General features: G+C 53.9%; 17 protein-coding genes. 6 read left to right on the top strand and 11 right to left on the bottom strand.

Annotated features, from left to right (window positions below):
- Nucleotides 1–45: 45 nt before the first annotated feature.
- On the bottom strand, nt 46–831 hold the full coding sequence (locus FDX22_RS26630; RefSeq protein WP_096758739.1) for a nucleotidyltransferase domain-containing protein: 786 nt from the start codon (nt 829–831) through the stop codon (nt 46–48).
- Between the two features lie 5 nt (nt 832–836).
- Complete coding sequence (locus FDX22_RS26625) at nt 837–1,964, bottom strand: slipin family protein (protein WP_146718029.1); 1,128 nt, start codon at nt 1,962–1,964, stop codon at nt 837–839.
- A 452-nt stretch (nt 1,965–2,416) separates the two neighbouring features.
- Here FDX22_RS26625 and rtcR point away from each other — a divergent pair, with 452 nt between their 5' ends.
- Both rtcR and FDX22_RS26610 read left to right on the top strand, forming a co-directional pair.
- Entirely contained in the window at nt 2,417–3,997 is a 1,581-nt protein-coding gene (gene rtcR, locus FDX22_RS26615; protein WP_146718028.1) for an RNA repair transcriptional activator RtcR, read from the top strand.
- A 104-nt stretch (nt 3,998–4,101) separates the two neighbouring features.
- Nucleotides 4,102–4,374 (top strand): DUF3811 domain-containing protein, encoded by a 273-nt coding sequence (locus tag FDX22_RS26610; RefSeq protein ID WP_096758747.1) that lies wholly within the window; start codon nt 4,102–4,104, stop codon nt 4,372–4,374.
- Here the strand turns inward: FDX22_RS26610 and rluF are convergent.
- The 3 genes from rluF to FDX22_RS26595 all read right to left on the bottom strand — a co-directional run bounded on the left by rluF (nt 4,371) and on the right by FDX22_RS26595 (nt 6,107).
- Nucleotides 4,371–5,246 carry a 23S rRNA pseudouridine(2604) synthase RluF gene (gene rluF / locus FDX22_RS26605; RefSeq protein ID WP_096758748.1) on the bottom strand — a complete coding sequence of 292 codons (876 nt, stop codon included), beginning with the start codon at nt 5,244–5,246 and terminating at the stop codon, nt 4,371–4,373. The genes FDX22_RS26610 and rluF overlap by 4 nt on opposite strands.
- 250 nt (nt 5,247–5,496) lie before the next feature.
- Nucleotides 5,497–5,814, bottom strand: coding sequence for a CcdB family protein (locus FDX22_RS26600; protein WP_135912737.1), 318 nt, complete (start codon nt 5,812–5,814; stop codon nt 5,497–5,499).
- On the bottom strand, nt 5,814–6,107 hold the full coding sequence (locus FDX22_RS26595) for a type II toxin-antitoxin system CcdA family antitoxin (protein WP_135912738.1): 294 nt from the start codon (nt 6,105–6,107) through the stop codon (nt 5,814–5,816). Before FDX22_RS26595 ends, FDX22_RS26600 begins: the two co-directional genes overlap by 1 nt.
- A 195-nt stretch (nt 6,108–6,302) precedes the next feature.
- Between FDX22_RS26595 and FDX22_RS26590 the strand changes: the two genes are divergently transcribed.
- The 3 genes from FDX22_RS26590 to pepE all read left to right on the top strand — a co-directional run bounded on the left by FDX22_RS26590 (nt 6,303) and on the right by pepE (nt 7,689).
- Entirely contained in the window at nt 6,303–6,617 is a 315-nt protein-coding gene (locus tag FDX22_RS26590) for a type II toxin-antitoxin system RelE/ParE family toxin (RefSeq protein WP_135912739.1), read from the top strand.
- Nucleotides 6,610–6,888 (top strand): addiction module antidote protein, encoded by a 279-nt coding sequence (locus tag FDX22_RS26585; RefSeq protein WP_115259723.1) that lies wholly within the window; start codon nt 6,610–6,612, stop codon nt 6,886–6,888. The genes FDX22_RS26590 and FDX22_RS26585 overlap by 8 nt, the downstream gene beginning before the upstream one ends.
- Before the next feature lie 111 nt (nt 6,889–6,999).
- Nucleotides 7,000–7,689 carry a dipeptidase PepE gene (gene pepE / locus FDX22_RS26580; protein ID WP_117343623.1) on the top strand — a complete coding sequence of 230 codons (690 nt, stop codon included), beginning with the start codon at nt 7,000–7,002 and terminating at the stop codon, nt 7,687–7,689.
- A 128-nt stretch (nt 7,690–7,817) separates the two neighbouring features.
- Here the strand turns inward: pepE and FDX22_RS26575 are convergent, their stop codons facing one another.
- Together FDX22_RS26575 and metH are read right to left on the bottom strand one after the other, a co-directional pair.
- Complete coding sequence (locus tag FDX22_RS26575; protein WP_096758756.1) at nt 7,818–9,449, bottom strand: Na/Pi cotransporter family protein; 1,632 nt, start codon at nt 9,447–9,449, stop codon at nt 7,818–7,820.
- A gap of 152 nt (nt 9,450–9,601) precedes the next feature.
- Nucleotides 9,602–13,285 carry a methionine synthase gene (gene metH / locus FDX22_RS26570; RefSeq protein ID WP_146718027.1) on the bottom strand — a complete coding sequence of 1,228 codons (3,684 nt, stop codon included), beginning with the start codon at nt 13,283–13,285 and terminating at the stop codon, nt 9,602–9,604.
- A gap of 195 nt (nt 13,286–13,480) precedes the next feature.
- Here metH and iclR point away from each other — a divergent pair, with 195 nt between their 5' ends.
- Nucleotides 13,481–14,305, top strand: coding sequence for a glyoxylate bypass operon transcriptional repressor IclR (gene iclR, locus FDX22_RS26565; protein WP_096758758.1), 825 nt, complete (start codon nt 13,481–13,483; stop codon nt 14,303–14,305).
- 86 nt (nt 14,306–14,391) lie between these two features.
- On the opposite strand, the gene aceK is transcribed toward iclR, so the two are convergent.
- The 4 genes from aceK to metA form a co-directional block, all read right to left on the bottom strand.
- Complete coding sequence (gene aceK, locus FDX22_RS26560) at nt 14,392–16,173, bottom strand: bifunctional isocitrate dehydrogenase kinase/phosphatase (protein WP_146718026.1); 1,782 nt, start codon at nt 16,171–16,173, stop codon at nt 14,392–14,394.
- Between the two features lie 107 nt (nt 16,174–16,280).
- On the bottom strand, nt 16,281–17,585 hold the full coding sequence (gene aceA, locus FDX22_RS26555) for an isocitrate lyase (RefSeq protein WP_096759483.1): 1,305 nt from the start codon (nt 17,583–17,585) through the stop codon (nt 16,281–16,283).
- Between the two features lie 156 nt (nt 17,586–17,741).
- A complete protein-coding gene (gene aceB / locus FDX22_RS26550) occupies nt 17,742–19,343 on the bottom strand; it encodes a malate synthase A (protein ID WP_146718025.1) in 1,602 nt (533 codons plus the stop codon).
- A gap of 268 nt (nt 19,344–19,611) precedes the next feature.
- A complete protein-coding gene (gene metA / locus FDX22_RS26545; RefSeq protein WP_096758761.1) occupies nt 19,612–20,541 on the bottom strand; it encodes a homoserine O-succinyltransferase in 930 nt (309 codons plus the stop codon).
- Nucleotides 20,542–20,754: the final 213 nt, after the last annotated feature.

Genomic DNA, 20,754 nt, shown 5'->3' with positions numbered 1-20,754 from the left:
TGAATTCGTAGGCCCGATAAGAGGCAATACCATCGGGCAACACAGTCATGACATCACTGTCTCATATAACAGTCGGTCCAGTTCCCTGACATCGCCTTCCCGGCTATCCGGTAACACCGGTGGCGTTTCGCCTCGCGCCAGCTCCTCGCGGATAAACGCATGCAGCAGTGGACGGCGCAGTCCATATTCCGCTTCCCCTGCCCGCTGCTTGCGTTCCAGCAGGTCGTCTATCTCCTGACGCAGCGGCGCATCCAGCTCGCTCCCCGCCAACAGTTCGGCAAAGCGCATGGGAGGCACGCCTTTTCCCGCTTCGACCCAACGCACGGCCAGCAACGGACGCAGCACGTAGAAGTATTTTTTTAGTCGCACTTCATTGCCTTGCAGATAGCCACGGAAGTTTTTTCGCGCCATTGAATAGTAGTGCCAGCGGGCACGCACAGGCGAAAACCATTTTGGCACCAGCGCTTTCAACGCAGACACCGTCGCGTCATCCTGCTGATAAACCACCGGCGAATCCAGCCACTCGATAAGCGTCGGGTTAGCCCCTTTCAGCAGACCCAGCGCTTTTCGCCACTCCCAGCCGCACACGTCCAGTTCATCGTCTATAGGCAGTTCAATAACATCACGCGGCGCTTCCACCCGCAGATACCATTCTGGCGGATGAACGTATAGAAATCGCACGTCGTAATCACTGTCCGGGGAAGCGAATCCCCAGCCACGGCTGCCGGATTCACAGGCGTATAGCACCTTCACGCCATAGCGCTGTTCCACCTTTTTTAGCTGGCGCACTACCCGTTCGCGCATCGCGGCGTTCACTCCGTTATTGCTCATTTTACTTATCCTTTTATATTCACCAGACCGTGCAGAACCTGGTCCAGACCACCAAATACCGAGATTTTATCGATACGCTCCGCCACTCTCTCGAGGGTTTCCAGCTCTTTTAAACGCAGCGCCACCGGGTTGTTTTCCATCACTTTCGCTGTGTTCAACAACGAGCGCGTGGCGGCCGTTTCTTCACGTCGACGAATGACGTTGGCCTGCGCCGATTTTTCGGCCTCCACCAGCTGCGACAGGATGGTTTTCATATCGCCTGGCAGCACGATATCTTTCACGCCCAGCGAAGCAACCTCAATGCCAAACGGCGTCATGCGGTTTTTCACCTGCGTGCTTACCACGTCATCAATCACCTGCTTATCTTCCAGCAGTTCGTCCAGCGTTCGGGTACCAACCGCCTCGCGCAGCGCAAACTGCAGCTCACGGTACAAGTGATCCAGTGGTTTTGTCAGTTGGCCAAACGCCTGTAATACGCCGCTGTAGCGCCAGTTCGCCGCCAGATTCAGACGCAGGTTGACCTTATCTTTGGTCAGGATCTCCTGCCCGCCGACCTCCAGTACCTGCAAGCGGGTATCAACGACTTCCGCTTCCACCAGATGATTCACCTTCCAGTACGCACTCAGACCTGGCGGCAACAGCGCCTGCGTCTCACCATCAATTTTCAGCACACCGACGTGCCAGGCCGGAACCTGCACCGTTAAGATCGCGTCACGACCTTTTACCGCACCGCTACGGCGTGGCTGTAACACGGCATTCATCACGTCCGTTGGGACCTGAACCTGACGCGTATCCATACGTACCAACGTTAACGCCTCCTCGGCTCGCCAGTACAGGCGACGGGTTGAAGGCGGTAAAATTTCCTGCAAGACGCCGTTCACATACAGCGCACCGGCTTCGATATCGGTTAAATCTGCCGCCACACAGTACTGTTCCACCCACGCAGGCTGGAAGCGACGCAGATACTCCGCCAACGCCTCAGGAACATCACTGCCATCGGCATTTACCACCAGAACATCCGGTGTGTTAAACCACGGCAAACGGTGTTCACCTGCATTCAGCACTTTGTAGTAGTCACCCTGGCGGGATAACAGACCAAGCTGGCCTTTACGAATAGTGATTTTCTTCATCATTTTTTATTCCTTATTGTGAGTCAGGCGCGGGTGCAGGGGCGAAGCGGCAGGGGAATTCCCTTTTGCCTGTCGCACGGCGTCATTACCGGCAGCCTGTTTTTGGGCGGTGCTGACTGCGCACGAACCCGTTTTATTCCTATGATTAACAACCAGTTTTCATGTGGAGGATGAAATTGGGAATCGAACCCACTTGGTGGTCATCGGCTGACGGAACACCCCGGGAAAACAGCCTGTGCCGTTCCTGACGTGCCGGCGGGGTTTAACCCCCTGCGTTTTCAGCGTTGTTGACGTATCAGGTATTGCCAGAAGCGTGCCAGAAAGAAAAATCATCAAATTTATTTTTTATTTTATTGATTCATATGGTTTTTATTTTTAACACTCAGATTAATGATTGCCGTTGCGCAGAGATTTTTTTATCTTCCAATATCGATATTTATCTTTATGGATAAAGCATGAAAAAGCGGCGGGTGGTGATTGGCGTTCTGGGCACGGTGCTGGATAAGCGCGGTAAACGGGCGAATCGGTTTAAGAAATGGCGCCCTACGGTTGGACTGTGCCAGCAGGCTGATTTCCCCATCGACAGACTGGAACTGCTCCACCAGCCGCGCGACGAAAGCATGGCACAGCGGCTGATTGAAGATGTCGCCCTGCTCTCTCCTCATACCGAGGTGCGCCCGCATGCGGTGACCATTAACGACCCGTGGGATTTTGAGGAGGTTTACGCCGCGTTCCTCGACTTCGCCACCCACTACACATTTGATACTGAAAACGAAGAGTATCTGGTGCATATCACCACCGGCACACACGTGGCGCAGATTTGTTGGTTTCTGCTGACGGAGGCGCGTTATCTGCCGGCCAGCCTTTTGCAATCCAGCCCGGCACCGCGAGGTTCATCTGATGAGGCCGTCGCCGCAGGTGTCTGCTCGGTTATCGATCTCGATTTAAGCCGCTATACCACGCTAACCAGCCGCTTTCAGCGTGAGCAGCAGCAATCGGTCTCCTTCCTGAAAGCCGGTATTGAGACCCGTAATGCCACGTTTAATACGCTCATCGACCGTATTGAGCGCGTGGCGCTGCGCTCGACCGACCCGATTCTACTGACAGGCCCCACCGGCGCGGGGAAATCGTTCCTCGCCAAACGGATTTTTCAGCTACGCCAGTCACGCCATCTGGTGGCCGGTAAACTGGTAGCGGTTAACTGCGCCACCCTGCGCGGCGACAACGCGATGTCGACATTATTCGGACACGTCAAAGGCGCGTTTACCGGCGCACTCACGCCACGCACCGGTCTGTTGCGCGAGGCTGACGGTGGGGTGTTATTTCTCGATGAGATTGCCGAACTGGGGCTGGACGAGCAGGCTATGCTGCTGAAAGCGATTGAAGAAAAAACCTTTTTTCCGTTTGGTGGCGACAAAGAGGTGCACAGCGATTTCCAGTTGATTGCCGGGACGCATCGCGATATGCAGCAGTGGGTGGCAGAAGGTCGTTTTCGCGAAGATCTCTACGCGCGCATCAATATGTGGCGCTTTGCCCTGCCCGGTCTGGCGCAGCGGCGGGAAGATATCGCACCCAACGTGGAGTATGAGCTCCAGCGCTTTTCCAGCCTCAAACAGGCGCAGACTCGCTTTGATAAAGAAGCGCGCGAGCGCTATCTGGCTTTCGCCTGTTCACCAAAGGCGCTATGGCGCGGCAACTTTCGCGAGCTGAGTTCATCCGTTGCACGCATGGCGACGCTGGCCGAACAGGGGCGCATCACGCTCGCGCTGGTCGAAGAGGAGATCGCGTTATTGCAGGAAAGCTGGCAGCTCACCGATTCACAGCCGGAATTCGATCTGGACATTGACCTGTTTGATAAGCGTCAGTTAGAAACGGTGATCGACGTCTGCCGACGCAGCGCATCGTTGTCTGAAGCGGGCCGCGAGCTGTTTGCCGTTTCCAGACTGAAGAAAGCCAATCCTAACGACGCCGACCGCCTGCGCAAATATCTGGCCCGTTTTGGGCTGAGCTGGGAAAACGTCCGTAGCCAATCATAAAATTAAAAAAAGTACCGGGTGACGCATGCTTACCCGGTCTGGATGCTATCAGCCAGCCCAGGATTACCGTACACTGGGTTAATCGGCAAACTGAGGGCAACCGTATGGCACTCCCCCGCATTACCCAAAAAGAGATGACCGAGCGCGAACAGCGCGAACTGAAAACGCTGCTCGACCGCGCGCGTATTGCACACGGTCGACTGCTAACCAACGCGGAAACCAACAGCATTAAGAAAGAGTACATCGATAAGCTGATGCTGCAGCGCGAAGCTGAGGCTAAAAAAGCCCGCCAATTGAAGAAAAAGCAGGCTTATAAACCGGATGCGGAATCCTCGTTTTCCTGGTCAGCGAATACGCCAACGCGCGGCAGACGTTAACGCCCTTTCTTCTTACGCCCCGGCTGAACAAAACGTTTACCGTTGGATGCCGGGCGCGCTTTCTCTTTCTCAGCAGCTTTTTCGATTTTCACCACCGGGCGCTTAATGCCTGCAGTTTTTGGCTTCGCTTTCGGCTTCGGTTTCGCTTCCGAGGAAGAGTTTTCAATCAGCTTGAACAGATCGATCAGCTCATCATCGGTCAGGTCACGCCATTCCCCCAGCGGCAAACCAGACAAGCCGATGTTCATGATCCGCGTACGTTCAAGTTTTACCACTTCATAGCCAAAGTGTTCGCACATCCGACGGATCTGACGGTTCAGGCCCTGCACCAGGGTGATACGGAAGACAAACGGTGCCTCTTTCCTGACCTTACATTTCTTGGTGACGGTACCGAGAATGGGTACGCCCGCCCCCATGCCACGAATAAAGTCATCGGTTACGGGTTTATCGACCGTCACCAGATACTCTTTCTCATGATCGTTACCGGCACGCAGGATTTTATTCACCAGGTCGCCGTGGTTAGTGAGAAAGATCAGCCCTTGGGAATCTTTGTCCAGACGACCAATCGGGAACACGCGCTTACTGTGGTTAACAAAATCAACGATGTTATCGCGCTCACCGTCTTCAGTGGTGCTGACAATACCGACCGGTTTGTTCAGCGCGATAAAAACCAGATCTTCCGCTTCACGCGGCTCAATCAACCGACCATTCACTTTCACGACGTCGCCAGGCATCACCTGATCGCCAATGGTGGCGCGTTTGCCATTCAGGAAGACATTCCCTTGTTCGATAAAGCGATCCGCTTCGCGACGCGAGCAGATTCCGCTTTCACTGATGTATTTGTTTAATCGGATGGATGAGTCGGGCAGCATAATTTCTCCTGTATACACTTCATCCTTCAAGCTGTCTCTGCGTTGGCTGCCCTCACTCACCCAGGTCACATAGCAATCTATGCCCCCAGGGATTCGCTCCCTTGCCGCCTTGATACAACTTGAATGATCTTGTGTATTAAAAGCGAAATATACCCTACCTTGCGGGGGATAAAAATAATCGTGAACGCCAGTCCCGACACTATTTGCGATCTGTCACGCCTTTCAACATAATCAGCCCCGTCATGGCGCTCTAATAACCATTAATCAGAAAATCAATTGCATCTCGAAGTTCAGCCCTGTTTGCGGTCAGGTCTCCCACACAGTTACCCATATTTTTCAAAGGGATGCCTGTCATCATGTGCGTCATCACCACATAGGCTTGCCCACCAATACTAACAACAGGACAAATTTTAGCTGGAGGTACTTCGTCAGGGAACTGACTGAGCGCTATAACGGGTGCAACCAGTACATGCCGCAAAACAGCGGCCACCGGATGCTGTAAGCTAATTAAAAACGGATAAACACCTTTTCCACTTCCAGTGTTCTCATAAGCGCAATACTGCTCCATCAGAATGTCCTTTGAAAATCACTGAACGAACCGTTTTCTTCCACCCATTGATTTAATACTTCTATCGATTTTTTATTATCCCGCAACCATTCTTCGCGTCTGTTCTCACGAAATTTTTCGATTAGGGCTTCGGTTAAAACAGCTGACAGATTGATTTTAAGCTTACGTGCCTCTTCCAGTATCTCTGGAGCCAGAGATACATTAACTGATTTTTTTACCTTAGATACAGTGCGCATGATAACCCCCATAGTAATGCGCATGACATACCTAAGGTTAGCGTAATAAGCGAGCATTTTCTATTCCCCGACCAGCAAATCATCATGTCACAGTAGGGTGGTTGCACAGGCCTGTCACGCCCCGAAGAAGAAGTCTGCGAGGCGCTTTCCTGTTTCCTCCAACCCAGGTATGCCCGCATCACAAACTTACTTAATATCCACTCTCAACTTGTCAATTCAGAATGTAGTTTATAAAATACATGGAACGTACTCATGGAAATTCTTCAGACAATGGTTTTCCAGCGTTGGGAGCAAAACCTACGGGACAGGAGAGCTAAAACGCTCATTGCTACACGCCTTTTTCGTTTGGCTAATGGTTTAGCTGGTGATGTCAAACCTGTTGGAGAAGGCATCAGCGAAATGCGCATTTCCTACGGTCCTGGTTACAGGATTTACTTTAAACAGCAAGGCTGCCACATCATCATTTTGTTATGTGGGGGCGATAAAAGCTCACAAGCCAACGATATCACTATGGCAAAAATGCTCGCCCGTTCACTGGATTATCAAGAGATCCGCCACCATGAATAAACTTACTCGGTACGATCCCGCAACTGCGCTGGTTGATGATGAAGAAATTGCCGTATTTATGGCGGATGCCCTCGAAACAGGCGATGCAGCGTACATTGCAAAAGCCCTGGGCGTGGTGGCTCGCGCTAAGGGAATGGCGAACATCGCGGCAGAAACGGGATTATCCCGCGAACAACTTTATCGCTCTTTTAGTGAGAAAGGTAACCCAACGCTGAAAACTACGCTTGCAGTGATGAAGGCGCTCGGTATTGAATTGACACTTAAAAAATAGCCCCTGCTTCTATCTCCCCCCTTCCAACATCGTGAGCCATATCAGTGAGGCGTTATACTGACGGTGGTAACATGACCGCGGTTTGTAATTTTTTGATTACATGGAGAAATGATGGAACTGCTTTTATTGAGTAACTCGACGCTGCCGGGCAAAGCCTGGATGGAACACGCGCTACCGCTGATTGCTGAGCAACTGAACGGTCGCCGTACTGCGGTGTTTATCCCGTTTGCTGGCGTGACGCAAACCTGGGATGAGTACACGGCGAAAACGGCCGCCGTCTTTGCTCCCATGGGCGTCGACGTCACGGGTATTCATACCGTTGCCGATCCGGTGGCGGCAATTGAAAATGCAGACGTGGTGATTGTCGGTGGTGGTAACACCTTCCAGTTGCTGAAAGAGAGCCGCCAACGCGGGCTGCTGGCGCCGATTGTTGACGTGGTCAAACGCGGCGCGCTGTACATTGGCTGGAGTGCAGGTTCCAACCTCGCCTGCCCAACCATCCGTACCACTAACGACATGCCGATTGTCGATCCAAAAGGCTTTGATGCCCTGGGCCTGTTCCCACTGCAGATTAACCCGCACTTCACCAACGCGTTGCCGGAAGGCCACAAAGGCGAAACGCGTGAACAGCGTATTCGCGAGCTGCTGGTGGTTGCGCCAGAGCTGACGGTAATTGGTCTGCCAGAAGGCAACTGGATCAAGGTGAGCGATGGTCAGGCGGTTCTTGGCGGCCCGAACACCACATATATCTTTAAAGCGGGTGAAGACGCGGTTGCCGTTGAAGCAGGCCACTGCTTTTAGTGGATTTGTTGTCTGATGCCGGATGGCGGTTACGCCTTATCCGGCCTACAAGATTGACGACAAAATTGACGGTTATCCGTAGGCCCGGTAAGCGTAAGCGCCACCGGGCAACATTTCACCTGTTCCCGTTAGTAATCATCCCGTTCGTCGTCTTCGTCCGGTTGCTCCAGCACGCTGTAGGCAACGGAGCAAAACAATGAGTTCAGACGCTGCATGTCGCCTAACAGCGCGAGGTGCAGGGAACTGGTTTCGATGCTCTGCACGTTTTGCTGATGCAGGCGATCGACGTGTGCGTGCGAATAACGACGGTTAAGAATACGAAAACGGTGTTTGCTGCGACGCAGTCGACGGGCGCTGGTCACGTCGCCAGAGAAGAACACTGACATCGCCAGCTTCAGGTTGTTGAGCAACTGATCGTAGAGCGCATCCAGCTCTTTCAGACCTTCCAGAGAAAAGGCCCGACGCGCGGCCAGCGACTTATCGGCAATCTCGCTCCCCATGCGTTCGACGATATCGGAGGCCTGCTCCAGGTTGAGCGACATCTCGATAATCTCCGCCCAGCGCTTAGACTCCTCTTCCGCCAGCTCATCTTTTGGCATCCGCGCCAGGTAAAGTTTGATCGCGGTGTACAACACGTTGATATCGTCGGCCATCCTGCGCAGCTCTTTTTCCTCGCGCGGCTCACCGTGCATCACCCGCTTCAGCCCCTCCATCATCTGCTCCATGGCGTCACCAATACGCAGGGCTTCGCGAGCCGCATTCGCCAGTGCGAGCGTAGGGGTATCGAGTGCGCTGACGTCCAGATGCTTGGGCTTCAGATGGCCGTCCAATTCCGGCTCATCGCGGATAATACGTTTGCAAAAGCGCGCCATCGGCTCGGCGAACGGCACCATCGCCACGCAGCGCACCAGGTTGTAGAAGACGTGGAAGTAGATAACCAGTTCGGATTTTGGCAGCGGCAGTTCATCCATCAGATTCGCCAGCGGATGCACAAACGGCAGAATAATCAGGCTGCCCACCAGCTTAAACAACAGGCTGCCGAGCGCCACGCGGCGGGCGGCAGCGTTGGCGGCACTGTTATTGAGCATCGCCAGCAGGCCGGAGCCGAGGTTCGCACCAATCACCAGACACAGCGCTACCGGGAACGAAATAATACCCGCGGCTGTCAGCGTTGCCGTCAGCAGGACCGCCGCCAGGCTGGAGTAACTGATAATCGCGAACATGGCGCCAATCAGCGCATCGAGCATGATATCGCCGGTGAGCGAGGCAAAAATGACCTGCACCCCGTTGGCCTGAGTGATCGGCGTGACCGCCTGCACAATCAGCTCCAGCGCCAGTAAAATGAGCCCCAGCCCGATGCCTACGCGCCCCAGTTGCCCAACGCGGGACTGCTTACGTCCGAGGAAGAAAACAACGCCAATGAAAATCAGCAGCGGCGACAGCCACGAGAGGTCAAAGGTCAGGATACGCGCCATCAGCGCGGTCCCGACGTCAGCGCCAAGCACAATCACCAGCGCAGGCGTCAGCGCCACCAGATCCTGGGCGACAAACGACGTCACCAGCATGGTGGTGGCGTTACTGCTTTGCACCAGAGCAGTAACACCAATGCCCGCGCAAAAGGCGAGCGGCTTCTTTTCAACGCTACGGCTGAGCACGGTACGCAGGCGTGCGCCAAAGACGCGCATCACGCCGGTACGCACGATATGGGTACCCCAAACCAGCATCGCCACGGCAGAAAGCAGGTGTAACAGAGTTAGCACGGAATCAGGTTCTCCTTATCGTTATATGCTCCTGAGGCTCATGACACCAACGCGCACAAGTTCCCTTCAGTATAAGGGTTTAAACGTAATAAAGAGACAGGGCACTCATTGAGTGCCCTGTTTGTTGTAAAGAAAGATAACAGTTTTGTGAATCAGTCGGCGTCGTAGCCTAAGTTAGGCGCTAACCAGCGCTCAACTTCTGCCACGCTCATGCCTTTACGGAAGGCATAATCTTCAACCTGATCGCGTTGAATTTGTGCGACGGCGTAGTACTTGCTGTCCGGATGACTGAAGTACCAACCGGAAACCGATGCACCAGGCCACATGGCGAAGGATTCTGTGAGTTTCATACCGGTGTGCGTTTCTACATCCAGCAGCTCCCAGATGGTCGCCTTCTCGGTGTGCTCAGGGCACGCCGGATAGCCCGGAGCCGGACGAATACCTTGATAGTTCTCGCGGATCAGTTCGTCATTACTGAGGTTCTCGTTCGCCGCATATCCCCAGTAAACTTTACGCACCCGTTCATGCAGATATTCAGCGAAGGCTTCCGCCAGACGATCGGCAATCGCTTTCACCATGATTTTATTGTAATCATCATGCTGTGCGTCAAACGCGTCAGCCAGCGTGTCTTCTTCCAGGCCGCCGGTGACGGCGAAAGCGCCAATGTAATCCGCTTTGCCGGAGGTTTTCGGTGCCACAAAGTCAGACAGGCAGTAGTTAGCAAAACCAACCTTCTCCGTCTGCTGGCGCAGATGGTGGCTGACGGTCAGGACGTGCGTCCGCGTTTCATCCCGGTAGATCTCAATGTCATCACCTACGCGGTTAGCCGGGAACAGGCCAACGACACCACGCGGGTTCAGGGTTTTCTCGGCGCTCAATTTATCCAACATGTCGTTGGCATCTTTGAACAGGCGTTTAGCCTCTTCACCCACCACCTCATCTTCCAGAATGCGCGGATATTTCCCGGCCAGTGACCAGGTCATAAAGAACGGTGTCCAGTCGATGTAGTTGCGCAGCGTTTCAATGCTGGCTTCAACTTCCTGCACGCCCAGGCGGTGCGCCACCGGCGGGGTATAGTTTTCCCAGTCGAAGGCCAGGTCGTTATCACGCGCGGCCTCCAGCGTCACCGGCGGGGTACGCGGTTTTTTACGCGCATGTTGAATACGCACAGTTTCGTACTCTTTACGCGTGCGGGCGACAAAATCATCGTGCTGGGTATCAGATAACAACGCAGCCACCACGCCGACGGTGCGCGAGGCGTTCTGCACATAGACCGTCGGGCCGCTGTAGTTCTGCTCGATTTTCACCGCCGTGTGCGCTTTTGAGGTGGTCGCGCCGCCAATCAGCAGCGGAATAGTAAAGCCCTGGCGCTCCATCTCTTTCGCTACGTTGACCATTTCGTCCAGCGACGGGGTGATCAGCCCGGAAAGGCCAATCAGGTCAGCATTCACTTCGCGTGCGGTGCGCAGGATTTTCTCTGCCGGCACCATCACGCCAAGATCGATAATTTCGTAGTTGTTACACTGCAGCACCACACCAACGATGTTTTTACCGATGTCGTGCACGTCGCCCTTGACGGTGGCGATCACCATCTTGCCGTTGCTGGAGCCTTTCTCTTTGCTGGCTTCAATGTACGGTTCAAGGTAGGCCACCGCCTGCTTCATCACGCGAGCAGACTTCACCACCTGCGGCAGGAACATTTTACCGTCGCTGAACAGGTCACCAACCACGTTCATGCCGTCCATCAGCGGCCCTTCGATAACCTCAATCGGGCGCGCAGCCTGCTGACGGGCTTCTTCGGTATCCTGCTCGATAAACTCGGTAATGCCTTTCACCAGCGAGTATTCCAGGCGTTTTTTCACGTCCCAGCTGCGCCATTCTGCCAGTTGCGTATTGGCCGTTTCGTCAGTTTTGCTGCCGCGATATTTCTCTGCCAGCTCCAGCAGGCGTTCGGTACCGTCATCGCGGCGGTTGAGGATCACGTCTTCAACCGCATCGCGCAGTTCAGCAGGCAGATCGTCATAAATCGCCAGCTGACCAGCGTTCACAATCCCCATATCCATGCCGTTGCGAATGGCATAGTACAGGAACACTGCGTGGATCGCTTCGCGCACCGGATCATTGCCACGGAACGAGAACGATACGTTGGAGACACCACCGGAGATTAGCGCATGCGGTAGTTCGCGTTTGATGTCTTCACAGGCACCGATAAAGTCTTGCGCGTAGTTGTTGTGCTCTTCGATGCCGGTCGCGACGGCAAAGATATTCGGGTCAAAGATAATGTCTTCCGGCGGGAAACCCACGTCTTCGGTGAGAATTTTGTACGCCCGGCGGCAAATCTCAATTTTACGCGCGCGGGTGTCGGCCTGGCCCTGTTCATCAAAGGCCATCACCACCACGGCAGCACCGTAGCGACGGACCAGTTTGGCATGGTGGATAAACGGCTTAACGCCCTCTTTCATCGAGATGGAGTTAACGATGCCCTTACCCTGAATGCACTTCAGCCCTTTTTCAATGACGTCCCATTTCGAGGAGTCGATCATGATCGGTACGCGAGCAATATCCGGTTCACCGGCGATCAGGTTGAGGAAACGCACCATCGCCGCTTCGGCGTCAAGCATCCCCTCATCCATGTTGATATCGATAATCTGCGCGCCGCTTTCCACCTGCTGGCGAGCAACATCCAGCGCTTCGCTGTATTTTTCTTCTTTAATCAGTCGCTTAAATTTGGCAGAGCCGGTGACGTTAGTACGTTCACCGACGTTAACAAACAGGCTGTCATCACCAATGTTCAGCGGCTCAAGGCCTGAAAGACGGCAGGCAACCGGCAGTTCCGGCAGTTGACGCGGCGGTAAACCTTCAACCGCACGGCTCATGGCGGCAATATGTTCCGGCGTGGTGCCGCAGCAGCCGCCGACGATGTTCAGGAAACCCGCTTCAGCCCATTCGCGGATTTGCTTCGCCATGGTGTCAGCGTCGAGATCGTATTCGCCGAAGGCATTTGGCAAACCGGCATTCGGGTGCGCGGTGACATAGCAGTCGGCAATCCGCGACAGTTCCTGTACGTACTGACGCAGCTCGTCCGGGCCTAACGCACAGTTGAGGCCGAAGGTCAGCGCGTCAGCATGGCGCAGTGCGTTATAGAAGGCTTCGGTGGTCTGCCCGGAGAGCGTACGCCCGGAAGCGTCGGTGATGGTGCCGGAGATCATAATCGGCAGCTCAACGCCCAGGGCTTCAAATTCGGTTTTTACCGCAAAAATAGCGGCTTTGGCATTAAGCGTGTCAAAAACGGTTTCGATCAGGATCAGGTCGCTACCGCCTTCCACCAGCGCTTTAGTGGATTCACGGTACGCGGCCACCAGCTGATCAAAAGTAATATTGCGGTAGGCGGGATCGTTGACGTCCGGTGAGATAGACGCGGTGCGGTTAGTCGGACCGAGAACACCCGCGACATAGCGCGGTTTATCCGGCGTACGCGCTGTCCATTCGTCGGCGCAGGCGCGCGCCAGTTTTGCCGCGGTGAAGTTGATTTCCGCCGACAGGGATTCCATCTGGTAATCCGCCATGGCGATAGTCGTCGAGTTGAAGGTGTTGGTTTCAATGATATCCGCGCCCGCTTCAAAGTAGGCGTGATGAATCGCGGTGATAACCTCCGGCTTGCTCAGCACCAACAGGTCGTTGTTGCCTTTCAGATCGCTCGGCCAGTCGGCAAAGCGTTGGCCGCGGAAATCGTCTTCACTCAAACGATAACCCTGGATCATGGTGCCCATACCGCCGTCCAGCACCAGAATACGTTCTTTTAACTGCTGACGTAATTGTTCAACTTTGCTGCTCACACTCACTCCCGACAACGCTCAACCAGACCGAAAAAAGGCCAACAAAGCATACTGGCATAAACCAGTGAGGTGGAAAAGCAAACAACGACCAACATGAGACATGTTCAGCTTCACTCATCCGATCAGTACAGGAACTCTTGCATTATAATTGAATAAAACGAAAATGATTTCCACGATACAGAAAAGGAGTCTGCCATGGTTGCCACTGTCCCCGCGAAACGCGGTAGAAAACCCGCCGCCACAACTACGCCTGCAACCGGGCAGGTTCAGTCTTTGACCCGAGGTCTGAAGCTGCTGGAATGGATTGCGGAATCCAACGGCAGCGTAGCGCTGACCGAGCTGGCGCAGCAGGCCGGTCTGCCCAATTCTACCACGCACCGTTTATTGACCACCATGCAGCAGCAGGGTTTTGTGCGTCAGGTGGGTGACTTAGGACACTGGGCCGTGGGCGCCCATGCGTTTATCGTCGGCAGTAGCTTCCTGCAAAGCCGCAACCTGCTAGCGATCGTCCACCCGATTCTGCGCAAGTTGATGGAAGATTCCGGTGAAACAGTGAACCTGGCGGTGCTGGATCACAGCGACCATCAGGCGATTATCATCGATCAGGTACAGTGCACACAGCTGATGAGAATGTCTGCCCCTATCGGTGGCAAACTGCCGATGCACGCCTCTGGCGCGGGGAAAGCGTTCCTGGCGCAACTCAGCGAAGAACAGGTTACCAGCCTGCTGCACCGCAAAGGCCTGCACGCGTATACCCACGCCACGCTTGTCTCGCCGGTGCATCTGAAAGAAGATCTCGCCCAGACCCGTAAGCGCGGTTATTCGTTTGATGATGAAGAACATGCGCTGGGCCTGCGCTGTGTGGCGTCATGCATTTACGACGAACATCGCGAACCGTTCGCCGCCATTTCGATCTCCGGCCCGATCTCCCGCATTACCGACGACCGCGTCACCGAGTTCGGTGCGATGGCAATCAAAGCGGCCAAAGAGGTCACACTGGCATACGGTGGGATTCGTTAAGATGGGACTTCCGGGTGGCAGCTACGCCTGGCCCGGCCTGCTATCCAAGGTTGGGATGATTTGTAGGTCTGATAAGCGCAGCGCCATCAGGCACGGCGCACATTGCCGGATGGTGGCGCAAAGGCCTTATCCGGCCTACGGTCGGTTTCATAACGCACGCTAAACCGCTGGCGGCGCCGATAGGCGTAAACGTCTTCCACGTGCCCTTCACGGATCCGCGTTTGCAGACCTCGCCAGTAGTCGGCGCAGAACAAATCGGCATGCATCTCTTCAAATAACGGTCCAATACGCGGATCGGCGCACAGCCAGTGACGAAATTCTTCCGGAAATACATCTCCCGGCGAGACGCTGTACCACGGTTCGCTGGCCAGCTCATCCTCCGGGTAACGCGCGGGCGGGATATGGCGGAAATTCACCTCCGTCATGTAGCAAATTTCATCATAGTCGTAGAACACCACCCGCCCGTGTCGGGTCACGCCGAAGTTTTTAAACAGCATGTCACCCGGGAAAATATTGGCGGCAGCCAGTTGGCGAATAGCGTTACCATATTCTTCTATCGCATCCCGCAGCTGCTGGCCTTCGACCTGCTCCAGCCAGATATTTAGCGGCACCATCCGCCGTTCGATATACAGATGACGGATCACGACCTGCTCGCCGAGATCGGTCATTTTTTCGGGTACTTCCTGCTGCAACAACGCCATCAGCGCCGGGGAAATTTGTCGTTTATCCAGCACAAAATTTTCGAATTCCTGGGTATCGGCCATGCGTCCAACGCGATCGTGCTCTTTGACCAGTTGGTAACAGGCGCGGACGTGGGCCGCAGACATCTCTTTTTGCGGCGCAAATTTGTCTTTAATAATTTTGAAGACCCGATCGAATCCAGGCAGAGTAAACACCAGCATCACCATGCCGCGTATTCCCGGCGCTTCGATAAACTGTTCATCGCAGTCGGCCAGATACAGCAGATATTCACGGTAGCTTTCGGTTTTCGCATGCTTCTGACAGCCAATCGCCATATACAGCTCGGCGGTGGTTTTACCGGGCAGGATCTCACGCAGCCACTCGACCAGTGCCGCAGGCAACGGCGCGTAGACCATAAAGTAAGAGCGGGCAAAACCAAACACAATGCTGGCTTCCGCCGTAGTCGTCAGACAAGTATCGACAAACAATTCGCCTTCGTCAGTGCGGTGAATAGGCAGTAAAAACGGCAGCGTGACCTCTGGTGTGATCAGTTTTCCCACCAGCCAGGCGGCCTTATTGCGATAAAACAATTCGTTCGCCACCTGCAAATGGCAGCGCGCCAGCACCGCTTCGCCAACAATTTCCGTCAGGTGCTCGATGATGTAGTGAATATCACGCTGTTTATTCTGCCATGGCAGACGAAGGGGGAGATCGCTGAGCACGCGCGTGAGCAGCCCTTCCCAGCCTGAATCAGGGAAAAAGTCTTTCGCCAGCGGGCGCGGGATAGTACGAAATCGACGTTCTGACTGAGAGCTGAAAATAAACAACCGCTCGGGCGTCAGCGAGCGGTGATCAAATAACCGGCAGTACACGGAGTTAAAAAAACTCTCGGCAATCTCAAAGCGCGGATAGTCCGGCAGCAACTGGGTGTAATGCTCTTTTACACGCAGTAAAAATGCCGCATCGGTACTTTTGCCGTCGGTAATGCAGCGCAACTGTTCCACTACCAGACCAACGTGATGATCGTAGAGATGGATACGGCTTTTCATCGCCTGCTGCACAGCATGCCAGTCAGCGTGTTCAAAACGCTGCTGCGCGCCGGACGTCACTTCCAGAAACCGGCCATACTGCGCATCAAAACCTTGCAGGATGGTTTGGGCAATCAGCAATTCCAGGCCACGCGACATCTTTTGCCCTCGTTCAGAATCGAATAATGCCGGATGGCGCATTCGCGTATCCGGCCTACACAGAACTGTAGGCCCGGTAAGCATTACGCCACCGGGCATCAGGTCGATCAGAACTGTGATTCTTCAGTAGACCCGGTCAGCGCAGTAACGGATGACGCGCCACCCTGAATGATGGTCGTCACTTTGTCGAAATAACCGGTACCCACTTCCTGCTGGTGGGATACGAAGGTGTAGCCATCTTTCGCCGCCGCAAATTCTGGCTGCTGAACTTTCTCAACGTAGTGGCGCATACCTTCGCCCTGTGCATAGGAACGCGCGAGGTCAAACATGTTGAACCACATACTGTGGATGCCCGCCAGGGTAATGAACTGATATTTATAGCCCATATCGGACAGCTGTTGCTGGAAGCTGGCAATGGTTTTGTCATCCAGGTTCTTCTGCCAGTTAAACGACGGCGAACAGTTGTAGGCCAGCAGTTTGCCCGGATATTTAGCATGGATGGCATCGGCAAAGCGGCGCGCCAGTTCGAGATCCGGTGTGGAGGTTTCGCACCACACCAGGTCAGCATACGGGGCGTAGGCCAGTCCGCGACTGATCGCCTGCTCAATACCCGCATGGGTACGGTAGAACCCTTCGCTGGTACGCTCGCCGGTAATGAACTCGCTGTCGTAAGGGTCGCAGTCAGAGGTAATCAAATCCGCTGCGTCAGCATCGGTACGGGCAATAACCAGCGTCGGGACGCCCATCACGTCTGCCGCCAGACGGGCCGCCACCAGTTTCTGGATAGCTTCCTGAGTCGGTACCAGCACCTTGCCGCCCATGTGACCGCATTTTTTCACCGAGGCGAGCTGATCTTCGAAGTGAACCGCCGCTGCACCGGCTTCAATCATCGATTTCATCAATTCAAACGCGTTCAGGACACCGCCAAAACCGGCTTCGGCATCGGCAACGATCGGCAGGAAGTAATCCACATAGCGCGGATCGGTTGGCTCAATGCCGGTTGACCATTGGATCTGATCCGCCCGACGGAAGGTGTTGTTGATCCGATCCACCACGGCGGGCACAGAGTTAGCCGGGTATAGCGATTGATCCGGGTACATGCTGGAGGCCAGGTTGGCGTCTGCCGCCACCTGCCACCCGGAAAGGTAGACCGCTTCAATACCGGCTTTCGCCTGTTGCAGCGCCTGACCACCAGTCAGTGCACCGAGGCTGTTGATATAACCTTTCTTCGATCCGCCGTGCAGCAAACGCCACATTTTCGCTGCGCCAAGCTGCGCCAGCGTACATTCCGGGTTGACCGAGCCACGTAACTTCACCACTTCCTCCGCGCTGTACGGGCGGGTAATGCCTTCCCAGCGTGGTTGTGTCCATTCTTTCTGTAAGTCTTCGATTTGTTGGGTACGGGTTTTCATGTGCAGATGCTCCATATTATTCTCCTGGCTTCCCAGGCGTTATTGGTGAAGGCAGTTTGGTCACGGCCAGCGCGCAAAAACCGGAGCGTACTTATAGTACGTGAGGATTTTGAGCACTGCCCGGGGCTAAAATGGCGAACAAAATAGCCTGGGCTGTTAAGCCAGTAAGCGGTAGCCTGGCAAGGTAAGGAAGTCGATCAGTTCGTCAGAGGTGGTGATTTGCTCCATCAGGCGTGCGGCGTCATCAAAGCGCCCACTGCTGTAGCGGTGTTCACCCAGCTCGTCCTGAATCACCCGCATTTCTTCGGCCAGCATCTGACGGAACAGCGGTTTGGTCACCGGCTTACCGTTGCTGAGGGTTTTCTGATGGTGTATCCACTGCCAGATGGAGGTACGGGAGATTTCGGCAGTTGCCGCATCTTCCATCAGGCCATAAATCGGTACGCAACCGTTGCCAGAGATCCACGCTTCGATGTACTGCACGGCAACGCGAATATTGGCGCGCATGCCTTCTTCAGTACGTTCCCCTTCGCACGGAGCCAGCAGTTGTTCTGCGGTAATCGGCGCATCCTCTTCTCGGGTGACAAACAGCTGATTTTTGTTGTTGCCCAGCACGTCGTTGAAAATCGCCATTGCGGTATCTGCCAGTCCAGGGTGAGCAACCCAGGTCCCGTCATGACCGTTATTGGCTTCCAGCGCTTTATCCGCTTTAACTTTTGCCAGCACCTGATTGTTGCGCTCAGCGTCTTTGCTGGGGATAAACGCCGCCATACCGCCCATCGCAAAAGCACCGCGTTTATGACAAGTTTTAATCAGCAGACGCGAGTAGGCGCTGAGGAACGGCTTATCCATCGTTACCACCTGACGATCGGGCAGAACACGATCCGGGTGATTCTTGAGGGTTTTGATGTAGCTGAAAATGTAATCCCAACGACCGCAGTTGAGGCCGACAATATGGTCACGCAGCGCGTGCAGGATCTCATCCATCTGGAAAACGGCTGGCAGTGTTTCGATCAGCAACGTGGCTTTTATCGTGCCGCGTGGCAGATTAAATCTGTCTTCTGTATAGCTGAAGACTTCACTCCACCAGGCCGCTTCTTGCCAGGCCTGCGTTTTCGGCAAATAGAAGTAAGGACCACTGCCTTTAGCCAGCAAGGCTTTGTAGTTGTGGAAGAAATAGAGGGCAAAGTCGAACAGACTGCCGGGAAGCGCTTCCTCACGCCAGGTGACGTGTTTTTCCGGCAGATGCAGGCCACGTACACGACAAACCAATAACGCCGGATCGGGCTTCAGTTGGTATATCTTGCCAGCTTCGTTGGTGTAACTGATGGTACCGTTCACCGCATCGCGCAGGTTGATTTGCCCGTCGATCACTTTACTCCACTCGGGAGCCAGTGAATCCTCAAAGTCAGCCATAAAGACTCTAACGTTGGCGTTGAGCGCGTTAATCACCATCTTGCGTTCAACGGGTCCGGTGATTTCCACGCGACGATCCTGTAAATCATCAGGAATACCGCGAATCTTCCAGCCACCTTCACGAATGGAAGCTGTTTCCGAAATAAAATCAGGCAACTTACCGTCATCAATATCCTGCTGCTGCTGAATACGCGCGGCGAGAAGTTTATTGCGTTTTGGCGTAAATCGAGTCACCAATTCGGTCAGGAATTCCACCGCCTCTGCGGTCAAAATCTGCTGTTCTTGCTCGCCATGCGGCCTGGTAAAAACCAGCTCATCGGTTGTTGTTGCCTGTTGATTCATTGCGTAGTTCCTCGTCATTGATCCAAACACATCCCCAATGCGAACGAAGGATCGTTGTGCGGTTTTCGTTCAGCACAACTAAGACTACCCATTTAAATTTCAAAATCAAAAACAATTTCCATTTTTAATTTAATTATCAATTAACTTATTGATAACAATCATAATAAAAATTAATCACACAGTGAGGTGCGTTTCGGAAATAAAAAAAGCACCCGAAGGTGCCTGATTCAACATGCTGAAACGCTTAAGGATCGTTTGCTACAGAAGATTAATCCAGCGTTGGATTCATGTGGCGCAGATCGTATGGCGTGATCTGGTAGACGTAATAGTTGAGCCAGTTAATAAACAGCAAATTGCCATGGCTACGCCAGCTTGCCCGAGGTTTGTTTTGTGGGTCATCTTGCGGGAAATAGTTGTACGGAACGTCCGGGGTCAACCCCGCTTCGGCGTCACGAAAATATTCACCGGCCAGCGTATCGGCGTCATATTCCGGATGACCCGTCACGAACGCAATACGTTTATCTTTACTGGCAAACAGGTAGGCATCGCCCTCTTCCGTCTCGGCAAAAATCTCAAGATCGGTGTAATCCCTGATCAACGCAGCAGGGAAATCAGCATAGCGTGAGTGCGGTGCAAGGAAGGCATCATCAAAACCACGTGTCAGCAGGGCATGGGGATGAAGGATGTGGTGTTCGTATACACCTGAAAGCTTGTCGTTGCGGGTTTGCTTGGGGATGCCATAGAGGATATTCAGTGCGGCCTGCACCGCCCAACAGACAAACAATGTTGATGTGACGTGGTCTTTCGCCCACTCCAGTACCTGTTTGATCTGCGGCCAGTAGGCCACATCGTTAAACTCAACCAGGCCTAACGGTGCCCCGGTGACGATCAGTCCATCAAAGTTCTGATCGCAAATATCCTCGAAATTACAGTAAAAGTTATTCAGATGCTCCGTCGGCGTATTGCGCGACTCGCGGGCATCAATGCGTAATAGCTGAACGTCCACCTGCAGCGGTGAGTTCGACAATAACCGGAGAAACTGGTTTTCCGTTTCGATCTTCTTCGGCATCAGGTTGAGGATAAGCACCTTCAGAGGACGAATTTCCTGACCGGATGCGCGGGATGTCGTCATGACAAAGACGTTTTCCTCACGCAAGAAATTGACGGCGGGTAGCTCGTCCAGCACGCGAATTGGCATAACCTGATAACCTCACAACATACGTTTAAACGTTTAGACATCCAGATAGCTGACAATAACCAGGAATCGTGTGAATGTCGAGCCTGCATGCTCAAGGTGAGAAAGTTTCACGACTCACTCGCTGTAGAATAGTGCAGTAAGAGTCAAAAGGAGAATGCTTTGTCGTTTACGGGCAGGATAAAGGACATTTTACGCGGACAGAAGAGAGGCTTT

This window comes from Citrobacter sp. TBCS-14 (assembly GCF_005280805.1).
Classification (GTDB): domain Bacteria; phylum Pseudomonadota; class Gammaproteobacteria; order Enterobacterales; family Enterobacteriaceae; genus Citrobacter; species Citrobacter gillenii.
Note: the sequence above shows the minus strand (reverse complement) of the source record. Positions and strands in the feature narration are given on the sequence as shown.